The organism is Streptomyces nanshensis (genome assembly GCF_001751255.1).
GTDB classification, from domain to species: Bacteria; Actinomycetota; Actinomycetes; order Streptomycetales; family Streptomycetaceae; genus Streptomyces; species Streptomyces nanshensis_A.
The window spans coordinates 1-10,714 of sequence record NZ_LJGW01000303.1 but is presented as its reverse complement, the minus strand read 5'-3'; the positions used below and the strand labels follow the sequence as shown (position 1 = coordinate 10,714).

Genomic DNA, 10,714 nt, shown 5'->3' with positions numbered 1-10,714 from the left:
CACCGCGCTCACCGCGCCGCTGCTGCTGAGCGCCGCCTCGCCCGCGGCGGCCGACGGCGCCTCCGCCTCCCGTACCACGGCGGCGAAGGAGGGCGACCGGCTCGCCCGCGAACTCGTACGGCGTACGGGCGCCAAGGGCGCGCTGCGGCACATGCGGGCGCTCCAGGCGATCGCGGACGTCAGCGGCGGGAACCGCGCGGCGGGCTCACGCGGACACGAGCTGTCGGCGAAGTACGCGGGCACCCTGCTCAAGGCCGCGGGGTACGAAGTCACCTACCAGGACTTCGACTTCGTCTACCGCGAGACCCTCGCCGAGAAGCTGACGGTCACCTCCTCCGGGGACCGCGACGTGCCGGTCAAGCTCATGACGTACAGCAAGAGCACCCCGGAGGGCGGCACCGAGGCCGCCGTCGCGCCCGTACCGGAGGACGCCGACGAGACCTCCGGCTGCACCGCGGAGGACTACGCCTCCGGCGACTTCGACGGGAAGATCGCGCTCGTCCAGCGCGGCGGCTGCACCTTCGCGGAGAAGCAGGCGGCCGCCGCCGACGCCGGAGCCGTCGCCGCGGTGATCTACAACAACACCGAGGGCGAACTGAGCGGCACCCTGGAGGACCCGTCCAACGGCCGCATCCCGACGGGCGGCGTCAGCGAGAAGGACGGCAAGGCCCTCGCCGACGAGGCGTCCTCGGGCAAGGTCACGGCGAACGTGGAGCTGCGGGAGTTCCAGGAGGAGCGCAGCACACCCAACGTCATCGCCGAGACGCCCGGCGGCGACGAGGACCACGTGGCGATGTTCGGCGCCCACCTCGACTCGGTCCCCGAGGGCCCCGGCATCAACGACAACGCGTCCGGCAGCGCCGGAATCCTCGAAACGGCCCTGCAGTTCGCGGCCGCGGGCGGCACCCGGCACGGCGGCACCGGCGGCCACGGGCACGGCCACGAGGGCAACAAGGTCCGCTTCGCCCTCTGGTCGGCCGAGGAGCTGGGCCTCCGCGGCGCCGACCACTACGTCTCCCGACTCTCCGCCGCCGAACGCGACAAGATCGCGCTCTACCTCAACTTCGACATGATCGCCTCCCCCAACTACGGGCTGTTCGTACACGACGGCGACGACTCCGACGGGGAGGGCTCCGGCCCCGGCCCCGAGGGCTCGGCCCAACTGGAGCACGACATCGTCGACTTCATCGAGTCACGCGGCGAGCAGACGCGCGGCGCCGACTTCGACGGCCGCTCCGACTACGGCCCGTTCATCGACGCGGGCATCCCGGCCGGCGGCTCGAAGACGGGCGAGGAGAGCATCAAGTCCGCGGCGGAGCAGAAGCTTTGGGGCGGCGAGGCGGGCGTCGCCTACGACAGTTGCTACCACCAGAAGTGCGACGACATCGGCAACGTCAGCAAGAAGGCGCTCGACCTGAACGTCAAGGTGATCGCGAACGCCGTGGGCCACTACGCACGGGACGTCAGCGACCTGCCCTGACCGCACGGCCGCGGAACCGCCGCCCACCCAGCCGACGCGGCACGTCGCACGGCCCCGTTCCGGACCCTCGTACGAGGGAGAAGCGGAACGGGGCCGCTCCCCGTCGCCGGACCCCGCGGCACCGCCGGTATACCGCCCGTACACCGGCCGCGTACCAGCCGCGTACGGGCCCCGCACCGGCCCCGGCGGCACCTGTAAGAACCACGGGAAGCTGCGCCCGGAGCCGCGCTCCCGGTAGGCTTTCCGTGTGATCTTCAAGCGAATCGGAAACGGGCGGCCGTACCCCGACCACGGCCGGGAGAGCACCCGCCAGTGGGCGGACGTCGCCCCACGCCCGGTGCGCCTTGACCAGCTCGTCACGACGAAGGGGCAGCTCGACCTCGAGACCCTGCTGGCGGAGGACTCGACGTTCTACGGGGATCTCTTCGCCCACGTCGTGAAGTGGAGCGGCGACCTCTATCTGGAGGACGGGCTGCACCGCGCCGTGCGAGCCGCACTTCAGCAGCGACAGGTGCTCCATGCACGGGTGTTGGAGCTGGACTGAGCGGACGTCACGGGCGCCGGGGCGCGTCCGCAAAGTCCCGTCCGGAGTGCGGGCCCTGGCACGCAGGGCAACGACGCTACTTTCCGGACACGCCCTAGCCCTTTCAGGGCCGCCACGTCACAACCATTGATCATCTAGTAGGCATCGTCTTCGTCCGGCACTACTCTGCGCCCATGAGCATGCTGACTCCCCCCGGCATGGGCGGAAAGTACCGCATCACGGGAAATCGCTACCCTCGCATGCGCCGCCGCCGTAACCGCCTCAGGATCGTGCTCGTCTCGTTCGCCGCCCTGTTCGCCCTGTCGCTCGGCGGATGGGGAACGCTCCAGCTCATCGACATCTTCTCCGGCGGCAGCTCCGCCAGCGCCGCCGGCAGCAGTGCGAAGGGCGAGGACGCCGCGGGGTGCGCGACGGACGCCAAGACCGGCGACGCCGACGGCGGCCGGTCCGGCAAGAGGCCCGAACTCCCCGAGCCCGGCTCGATCAAGGTCAACGTCCTCAACGCGACCGACCGCAGCGGCCTCGCCCAGTCCACCGCGGACGCCCTCGAAAAGCGCGGCTTCAAGATCGGCAAGGTGGCCAACGCGCCGGAGGAGTTCGACAAGAAGGTCGACAACACCGGCCTGGTGATGGGCGCTCCGGGCAAGGAGAGCGACGCCCGGCTGAAGGTGCTGGGCACTCAGTTCGGGGACGTCGACACCCGGTTCGACGACCGCAAGGGCGACGACGTGGACTTCGTCATCGGCAAGAAGTACGACAAGCTCGCCGCCGAGAAGGACGCCGACGCCGCGCTGGCCCGGCTCAGCAAGCCCGAACCGTCGCGGTCCGGCAGCGGCTGCGAGAACTGACGTACCGGGGACCGCAGGCGGACCGGTGGACGCGAACTGACGGACGCCGTACGGCAGATCACACCGTACGGCGCGCCCCGGGTCGACCGGCCGGGCTCAGCCCGCGGTCCCGTACATCCGGTCGCCGGCGTCCCCGAGCCCGGGGACGATGTAGCCGTGTTCGTTGAGGCGCTCGTCGATCGACGCCGTCACGACCGTCACGGGGGTGCCCGCCAGTTCGCGCTCCATGAGCCGTACGCCCTCGGGGGCGGTCAGCAGACAGATCGCGGTCACGTCGTCGGCACCGCGCCGGATCAGCTCCTTGATCGCGGCGACGAGCGTCCCGCCCGTCGCGAGCATCGGGTCCAGCACGTACACCTGGCGCCCGGAGAGGTCGTCCGGCATCCGGTTCGCATACGTCGACGCCTGCAGCGTCTCCTCGTCGCGGATCATGCCCAGGAACCCGACCTCGGCGGTGGGCAGCAGCCGCACCATCCCGTCGAGCATCCCCAGTCCGGCGCGCAGGATCGGCACGACGAGCGGGCGCGGATGCGACAGGCGCACGCCGGTGGTGGCGGTGACGGGCGTACGGATCTCGACGGTGTCGGTACGCACCTCCCGCGTCGCCTCGTAGGCGAGCAGCGTCACCAACTCGTCGGCGAGACGCCGGAACGTCGGTGAATCGGTGCGCGCGTCGCGCAGCGTGGAGAGCTTGTGTGCCACCAGCGGGTGGTCGACGGCGTGGATCCGCATGTCCCCGACACTAGCGGAGCCATGAGTACGGCTCGTACTGGCGTACCCCCGCGGGACGGGGGAAGGTGGTCACGTATGCCGGAGGTGTACAGATGTCCGACTCGCAGAACCCGAGGAACGCACGTGACGCCCGCGGCGCGTACGAGGACCGCGACCGCGACGAGGACGGCGAGCGCGGTGACCGTTCGCCGCTTGACGGTGCGCCGGGAGACCCCGGCCACACCCGCGCACGCGAGGTGAACGCGGCGCGCAACGCGGCCAAGTCCCGTAGAAGCAGCGGGAGCACGGGCACCGCCGGCGGCTCCTCTTCCACCGGTTCGGGTGCCGGTACAGGTACGGGGACGGGTACGGGCGCCACGGAGACGCGCGCGGAACGGCTGCGCCGCCGGGCCCGGTTCCTGCGCGAGCGCAACGAGGCCAGAGAACTGCGCGACCGCGTACAGCCGCGCCGCAGCCGTACGGCACGGATGCGCCAAGCCATGCGGATGCGTACGTTCCGTTGGTGACGCCGTGATGTTCCCGATGTGAAATCCGCTGTGCACAGAGGGCGGCAAATCACAACACCTGGTCAAGAATCGGTCACCGTGCGTCCTCATCACAGGCTCCGCACAAGAGATCTGCGCAAACACCCGCACGACGCACTGTCGAAGACCCTTCGCGCAGCCGCGGTTTCTGCCACGATTCCGATTGGGGCGGGGCGATGTCCTCGTCAGCAGCCATCGGGCACCTCAGAAACCAGTGGGAGAGTCACGGTGTATTTCGCCGCACTGCTCGCGCGCACCGAAGACGGGTGGGAAGCGAGCGACACGGAGCTCGACGATGTGGAGACCCTCGCCGACCTGGCCGACCTGGCCCGGGAGAGCGCGACCGACGACGAACCTGTGCTGGCCTGCATCGAGCAGGAGGGCGAGTGGTTCGGTGTCGTGAGGGTCGAAGGCGAGGACGACCCGCGCGTCTTCGTCTCGGACGCCGCCGCTGCCATGCGCAGCTCGTACGGCGAGATCCTGCTCTCCGACGAACTGCTCGGCCGGGAACCGGAGAACCCCGACGCGTTGGACCAGCTCGTCGACCTGGACGGCACCGAGGACGGCGAACCTGAGTCCAAGGACTCCCCCGACGCCGACGCCGGCGGAGCGGAGTCCTCCGAGGGCGCCCCCATCGGGCCGCTCGGCGACGCCAGCGTCCTCGCCGACCTCGGCATGGAGGACAAGGCCCTGCTCTCCCTCGCGCCGGAGGACGCACTCAGCGAGATCGCGGACGCGCTGGGCTGCACGGACGTCCTGGAGGCCGTCCGGTAGTCGCCCGGCGGCGCGGCGGTAGGAGACTGACCGCATGACCGACGCCGCATCCGCCCCCGATCCCGCGCCCGGCCCGGTGCCGGATCCTGTGCCCGGTTCCGTCTCCGGCCCGGCGCCGGACCCGGTCCGCGACCGCTGGCGGGAGCCGATGCGCCGCGCGATCGACGAGGCCGTACGGGCACGGGAGAGCGGCGACGTCCCGGTGGGCGCGCTCGTTCTCGGCCCGGATGGCGAACTGCTCGGAACCGGGCACAACGCACGTGAGGCGCGCGGCGATCCCACGGCCCACGCCGAGATCATCGCCATCCGCGCCGCGGCCGCCTCCCTGCACGGCGCATGGCGCCTTGAGGGCTGCACCCTGCTGGTCACGCTGGAACCCTGCACGATGTGCGCGGGCGCGACCGTCCTCGCCCGGCTGGAACGCATGGTGTACGGCGCCCTCGACCCGAAGGCCGGCGCGGCGGGCTCGCTGTGGGACGTCATACGGGACCGCCGCCTCAACCACCGCCCCGAGGTGATCCCCGGCGTCCTGGCCGACGAGTGCGGCACCCTCCTGACGGACTTCTTCCGCGGCCCCTCGGACTCCGCCTGACGACACCCACGACGTCCCCGGGGCCCGGCCGCGGGCACCGCCGCTGGTCCGTACTCCCTCCCTCCGGAACGGATTTCGGCACACGGCACCCGTTGGGCTAGAGTGCCTCTCGGTAGCGTGTCCGAGCGGCCGAAGGAGCTCGCCTCGAAAGCGAGTGAGGGGCAACCCTCCGTGGGTTCAAATCCCACCGCTACCGCAGATGTGATGTCGCAGGACATCGGAAACTCCCGGACCCACGGTTGTGGGTTCGGGAGTTTTGTTATGTGGGTGGGCGGCCGGGTGGTCGGCCGGTGGGTTGGTAGTCGCGGCTGGGGTCGATGGTCAGGTCGCGGAGGAGTTCGCCGGTGGTGGCGTTGATGACGCGGACGTCCAGGTCCTGGATGAGCAGGATGATGTGGGTTCCGGCGTGGGTTCGTCCGATGCCGATGTGGCGTAGGCGGCCAGCCAGGCGGAGGGTGACGGTGCCGTTGGTGTCGATGCGGTCGTGGCGGATGCGGTCGTGGGTGTCCTCACGCCGTGGCCCTGGGGTGGCTTTGGGGCGGGCCTGGTAGGCGGCAGCGGGTGCGGCGCGGTGGGGCAGGGACCGGTGCGGGCGCTGGTGGTTGTAGAGGTGAGCGAAGTGGTCGGTCAGGGCCTGTAGTTCGGCGATGGTGGCCGGCTGGATCGGTTGGGCACGTAGCCATTTCTTCATCGTCTGCTGGAAGCGTTCGACCTTGCCGCAGGTGGTGGGGTGGCCGGGTCGGGAGTTCTTCTGCCGGATGTGCAGCCGCCGCAGTTCGGCCTCTCATGCGGTGCGGCCGCCGGCCCTGCCGGCCAGTCGCACGGTGTAGACCATGCCGTTGTCGGTGAGTGTGGAGGCGGGATGCCCGTGCCGGGCTGCGGCAGTGCGGAAAGAGGCCAGCACGGTCTGTGCGGTGATAGCCGTGTGGGCGCTGATGTGGAGTGCGTAGCGGGAGTGGTCATCCAGCCACGTGATGATCTCGCAGTCCCGGCCGGGTGTGCCGTCGCGGCGGGTGAGCGGGTAGTGGGTGAAGTCGGACTGCCAGCATTCGTTGGGGAGTTCGGCCTGGAAGCGCAGGCAGGAGGAGGCGGGCCGCTTGTGCGGCTGCGGTGTTACGGCGCCGGCGCGGGTGAGGATGCGGTGGATCGTGGCCCGGGAGACGGTGGCGTCGTGGTGGTGGGACAGATGCCAGACCAGGGTGTCGGCCCCGGCGTCCAACCCGGCCTCGGTCAGGCGCTTGCGCAGGGATAACACCAGGTCGACAGTTTCCTGCGGAGTTGACCTGGGCGAGGTATGAGGCCGGCGCGAGTGCGGCACACAGGCGGCTTCGCCCTCGATTCTGTAGCGGGCGATCAGCTTGCTGACCCACCCCTTCGAGACCCCGTACTCACGCGCAACCTCAGCCTGAGACCTGCCCTCAACGACGACCGCAGTGATGATCAACCTGGCTTTCGACACCGTCGAGCAACGACCCGACCAGGCTTCCTATGTCCCGAGACACCGTTTCCGATGACCTGAGACATGGGTTTCCGATGTCCTGAACCAGCACACCACCGCTACCGCAGATGAACGAAGGGGCGGACCCGCCAGGGTCCGCCCCTTCGGCGTGTGGTGCGCTGATCTCCCGTCCTGCCGCTGCACGTTGCGGCGCAACGAGCCGCGGCCTGATCGTCAGGGAATCGCCGGTAGGCCCTCCTCCACCCCGTTTCCGAAACCCGCTCTCGCCGCAACGACGAAACGTTCCGTGGTCGTCTGCCTGGCGCGGATCGCATTCCGGTGCGCCGACGAGTCGGCCTCTGCCGCGGTGGTCGCCTCACCGAGCGAGCGCGTGACACGCCTGTGCGACCGGAACTCGTCGAAGACGCTCTCCAGGACTTCGTTCGCCCGGTCTTTCACGGCCTGCGGTCCGACCAACTCGACGCGGAAATACGCTTCGGCCACCGTCCTTCGAATCGCGAAGGCGTCCTCCCACCAGCGCGACTCAGCGGGGATCGGTGCCTTCCACCCGTCGTCCAGCAACCGGTAAGCGGTGTCGACCTGTGAGAGGAACCTCTCGTATGCCTCTCGACGCATATCCCGGTGGGCGGCAGCACGTTGCTCGGCTCGATCCTCCCGGGCGATCGTCTCCTGATGCCGTAGCTGCTTGCTTGCCACCCGTAACGACACCGCGCCCGCAAGACCGGCGGCCGTCAACGTGGAGAGCGAAGTGATCAGCGCAACGGCGACCGTGGCGTCCACGAACATCATTGTGGCGGCCGGGTTGTCACCCGTCACCCGAACCGGCCAGTTGCTCGGCTGCCCACCAACGCTGGCTACCTGAACGGTAGTTGAGGCGACTGCCGTGAACACCGACGGCTCAGCAGCAACGACGAGGCATGGGAAGGGGCTACAGGACCGCGCGTCTCGCGAGTGCCGTCTCGCCGCATGATCGCGCGCTCGATCCCGTCCTCGTCCCAGCCCTTTGCCCCAACTTCCCCCGCTCCCGGCGAAGTTGATCCACAGGCTGTGGAGAAAGTCCTCCCGCTCGCCGATCCGCCAGGATCCCGGCCAGCCGCCGTCGGCCGTCACCACCCCTCGACTCACGCCGAGGGATCCGCCGACGTCTCCTCCTGGCTCAGCAGCAGCTCCCGCAGGAGACCCGCCAGGCGGTCGCGGGCGTCGTCGTCGAGTGCGGACATCATCTCCTCGACGGCGGCGCCGTGTACGGCCACGCCCTTCTCCGCGAGGGCGCGGCCCTCCTCGGACAGGGCGACCAGCAGCGACCTGCGGTCCCGCGGGGCCATCCGGCGGGTCACGAGGCCGCGGTCCTCCAGCCGTACGAGGCGTTTGGTGAGTCCGGCGGCCGAGATGAGCAGGGAGTTGCTGAGCCAGGTCGGGGTGACCTCGAAGGGCGGGCCGGAGCGCAGCAGCGTGGCCAGTACGTCGAACTCGCCCGGTTCGAGACCGAGGGGGCCGAGGGAGTCGGCGGCGAGCTTCTCCAGGCGGCGGGACATGCGCTGGATGCGCTTGGAGACCGCCATCGCCTCCAGTGGGAGGTCGTAGGACGCCCATGACCACTGTCCGAGCATGCGGTCGATCTCGTCGTGGCCGTCCATGACTCTCAGCGTACTCACAGGAGTTGGGCCGGGATGGTTCACGAACATAAACTACGCTGGAAAGTAATTTGCTAGCGTAGTTTCTATGTCCCGAGAACCCCAGCACGCCGTCCACGCCGACCCCGGAGGCGGCGGACCGCCGCATGCCGGGAACCGCGGCGTGCTCGTCGTCGCGTTCGTCACCCTGCTCGCCATCGGCACCGACCTCTTCGTCGTCTCGCCTCTACTCCCCGACATCGCCCACGAGTTCAAGGTCTCGGCAGGGACGGCCGGCAACTCCGTCACGGTCTTCTCCGTCGCGTACATGGTCGGGGCGCCCTTCATCGGCAGTCTCGCCGACCGGCTGGGGCGTCGGACGGTGCTCATGGTGGGCCTCGTCGTCTTCGGCCTGGCCAACGTCCTGACCGGGCTCGCCCCAGGCTTCGCCGTGCTCCTGGCCGCACGCGCCCTGGCCGGACTGTCGGCCGCGGCCGTCACCCCGTCCGTGCAGTCGCTCGTCGGCCAGGTCGCGCCGAGTGAGCGGCGCGGCTCGTGGATGGCCGTGGCCACCGCAGGATTCCTGATCTCGCTGTCCGTCGGCGCCCCCGCCGGTACGGCCGTCGCCTCCTGGCTGAGCTGGCGCGAGACCTTCGTCGGCCTCGGCGTGCTGGCCGCCGTACTCGCCGCGGTCAACCTGCCGGCCTGGCCGAGCAAGGCGGGAGCCGTCGCCGCGGACGCCACTCAGGCCGGTGCGGAGAGGACGGCGACGCTACCGGCCAAGGTGCGGGCGGTGTCCGTCACCGGACTGTGGGCATTCGCCGTATACAGCCTGTACACCTACGTCGGCACCGGGCTGCGCGACGTCGCTCACCTGGGAACGGGCGCCGTGGCGACGGCCCTGTTCGTCTACGGGATCGGCGCGGTCGCCGGAAGCCTCAGCGGCGGACGGCTGGCCGACCGCTACGGCACCGGCCGCGTCGTCATCGGGAGCCTGCTGCTGCTCTCGGTACTGGAGGTCGTGCTCGACTTCGCCTTCCACGCTCCGGGCCCCGTACTGATCGCGGCACTCGGGCTGTTCGCCCTGACCGCCTACCCGTGTCTGCCCGCATACCAGTCCCGGCTGGTGGCCGCCTTCCCCGCCGGCGCCGGCTCGGTCATGGCGTGGAACAGTTGTTTCATGTATCTGGGGACGTCGCTGGGCGCCGCCGCCGGGGGCACGCTCCTCTCCTCCGCCGGCTTCGGCTGGATCGCGCCGTCCGGAGCCGTCGTGGCCCTGCTGGGCGCACTGGTCTACTCGCGCTGGGCACTGCCCCGGCAGCCGGCGACCGTGCCCGCCGCCACCGTCTGAGCCGTACGCGTCCGTCCCCGACGTCCGTACGAGGCACAAGAGCCGTTTCCGGACGGGGAGTTGACCGCGGGCGCCGTACGCCGGAGCGGTCCCGGAGGCGCCGTACGGCAGCGGGACCGCGGTGGCTGCGCCGCCAACTCCCCCTCCCCGTACGGCTTCCGGCCCGGAGTTTGCCGCCCCGGCGCCCCGGCCACCCGGAGGGTGAGTGACGTCCGCGTACCGAGGAGTGAGCTCCGTGAGCAACGCAGCACGTAAACGCGCCGAGGCGGCGACGCTCCCGCAGGACGACATCATCGCGGTCCTGCTGACCCAACACGCCCGCATGCGCGAGCTGTTCGCCGAGGTGCACATGGCGCAGGGGGACGAAAAGCGGGCCAGGTTCGGGGAGTTGAGGACACTGCTCGCCGTCCATGAGGCGGCCGAGGAGATGATCCTGCGGCCGGTCGCGAAGCGGGAGGCCGGCGAGAGCGAGGCCGCCGCCCGCAACGAGGAGGAGGCGGAGGCCGGACGCATCCTCGCAGAGCTGGAGCGCATGGATCTGGCCGGCTCCCAATTCGAGGCGAAACTCTCGGAGTTCGAGCGGGCCGTCGGCGAGCACGCGGACCACGAGGAGCAGCGCGAGTTCCCCGCCGTACGCGAGAACTGCTCACGGGAGCAGCGGCAGCGGATGGGCAGGCGGCTGCTGACGGCCGAGCGGGCGGCGCCCACACACGCCCATCCGGCCGCCGCGGGCTCCCCGGCGGCGCAGTGGGCGGTCGGCCCCTTCGCGGCGCTCCTGGACCGGGCGCGGGACGCCG

13 protein-coding genes and 1 tRNA gene are annotated in these 10,714 nt (G+C 70.5%); 9 read left to right on the top strand and 5 right to left on the bottom strand.

Features of this window, described 5'->3' with window-relative positions; all coding sequences use genetic code 11:
* The 3 genes from AN218_RS17875 to AN218_RS17865 form a co-directional block, all read left to right on the top strand.
* Positions 1-1,480: M28 family peptidase (locus AN218_RS17875; protein WP_070017892.1), on the top strand; the 1,480-nt coding region annotated here is incomplete at its 5' end.
* Between the two features lie 247 nt (positions 1,481-1,727).
* Positions 1,728-2,024, top strand: coding sequence for a type II toxin-antitoxin system VapB family antitoxin (locus tag AN218_RS17870; RefSeq protein WP_028438603.1), 297 nt, complete (start codon positions 1,728-1,730; stop codon positions 2,022-2,024).
* A 173-nt stretch (positions 2,025-2,197) separates the two neighbouring features.
* Positions 2,198-2,872: a LytR C-terminal domain-containing protein gene (locus AN218_RS17865; protein WP_079132292.1), complete on the top strand. Its 675-nt coding sequence runs from the start codon at positions 2,198-2,200 to the stop codon at positions 2,870-2,872.
* A gap of 96 nt (positions 2,873-2,968) precedes the next feature.
* Here AN218_RS17865 and upp read toward each other — a convergent pair whose 3' ends face one another.
* The gene (upp, locus tag AN218_RS17860; RefSeq protein ID WP_070017890.1) at positions 2,969-3,604 is read right to left on the bottom strand and encodes a uracil phosphoribosyltransferase; all 636 of its coding nucleotides are present in this window, start codon (positions 3,602-3,604) and stop codon (positions 2,969-2,971) included.
* A gap of 236 nt (positions 3,605-3,840) precedes the next feature.
* Here upp and AN218_RS17855 point away from each other — a divergent pair, with 236 nt between their 5' ends.
* From AN218_RS17855 to AN218_RS17840, 4 genes are all read left to right on the top strand, one after another.
* A complete protein-coding gene (locus tag AN218_RS17855) occupies positions 3,841-4,110 on the top strand; it encodes a hypothetical protein (protein ID WP_070017894.1) in 270 nt (89 codons plus the stop codon).
* Between the two features lie 246 nt (positions 4,111-4,356).
* Positions 4,357-4,902: a tRNA adenosine deaminase-associated protein gene (locus AN218_RS17850; protein ID WP_070017889.1), complete on the top strand. Its 546-nt coding sequence runs from the start codon at positions 4,357-4,359 to the stop codon at positions 4,900-4,902.
* A gap of 34 nt (positions 4,903-4,936) precedes the next feature.
* Positions 4,937-5,494, top strand: a complete 558-nt coding sequence (tadA, locus tag AN218_RS17845; protein WP_070017888.1) for a tRNA adenosine(34) deaminase TadA — start codon at positions 4,937-4,939, stop codon at positions 5,492-5,494.
* Positions 5,495-5,605: 111 nt separating this feature from the next.
* Positions 5,606-5,690, top strand: a tRNA-Ser gene (locus AN218_RS17840).
* 63 nt (positions 5,691-5,753) lie between these two features.
* Here the strand turns inward: AN218_RS17840 and AN218_RS38305 are convergent.
* The 4 genes from AN218_RS38305 to AN218_RS17825 all read right to left on the bottom strand — a co-directional run bounded on the left by AN218_RS38305 (position 5,754) and on the right by AN218_RS17825 (position 8,590).
* A complete protein-coding gene (locus AN218_RS38305; RefSeq protein ID WP_244900509.1) occupies positions 5,754-6,254 on the bottom strand; it encodes a transposase in 501 nt (166 codons plus the stop codon).
* A gap of 24 nt (positions 6,255-6,278) precedes the next feature.
* Positions 6,279-6,953 carry a DDE-type integrase/transposase/recombinase gene (locus tag AN218_RS37535; protein WP_244900508.1) on the bottom strand — a complete coding sequence of 225 codons (675 nt, stop codon included), beginning with the start codon at positions 6,951-6,953 and terminating at the stop codon, positions 6,279-6,281.
* 213 nt (positions 6,954-7,166) lie between these two features.
* Positions 7,167-7,733 carry a hypothetical protein gene (locus AN218_RS17830; RefSeq protein WP_141747611.1) on the bottom strand — a complete coding sequence of 189 codons (567 nt, stop codon included), beginning with the start codon at positions 7,731-7,733 and terminating at the stop codon, positions 7,167-7,169.
* A 341-nt stretch (positions 7,734-8,074) separates the two neighbouring features.
* Positions 8,075-8,590, bottom strand: coding sequence for a MarR family winged helix-turn-helix transcriptional regulator (locus AN218_RS17825; RefSeq protein ID WP_171908709.1), 516 nt, complete (start codon positions 8,588-8,590; stop codon positions 8,075-8,077).
* An 85-nt stretch (positions 8,591-8,675) separates the two neighbouring features.
* On the opposite strand from AN218_RS17825, the gene AN218_RS17820 reads away from it, so the two are divergent.
* The gene (locus AN218_RS17820) at positions 8,676-9,917 is read left to right on the top strand and encodes an MFS transporter (RefSeq protein ID WP_079132291.1); all 1,242 of its coding nucleotides are present in this window, start codon (positions 8,676-8,678) and stop codon (positions 9,915-9,917) included.
* A gap of 235 nt (positions 9,918-10,152) precedes the next feature.
* On the top strand, positions 10,153-10,714 hold a 562-nt coding region (locus tag AN218_RS17815), incomplete at its 3' end, for a hemerythrin domain-containing protein (RefSeq protein WP_070017885.1).

Bases quoted from the DNA above. Each gene is read 5' to 3' on its own strand.
- upp (WP_070017890.1), bottom strand. From the start codon at position 3,604: ATGCGGATCCACGCCGTCGACCACCCGCTGGTGGCACACAAGCTCTCC.
- tadA (WP_070017888.1), top strand. From the start codon at position 4,937: ATGACCGACGCCGCATCCGCCCCCGATCCCGCGCCCGGCCCGGTGCCG.
- AN218_RS17825 (WP_171908709.1), bottom strand. From the start codon at position 8,590: ATGGACGGCCACGACGAGATCGACCGCATGCTCGGACAGTGGTCATGG.
- AN218_RS17820 (WP_079132291.1), top strand. From the start codon at position 8,676: ATGTCCCGAGAACCCCAGCACGCCGTCCACGCCGACCCCGGAGGCGGC.
- AN218_RS17865 (WP_079132292.1), top strand. From the start codon at position 2,198: ATGAGCATGCTGACTCCCCCCGGCATGGGCGGAAAGTACCGCATCACG.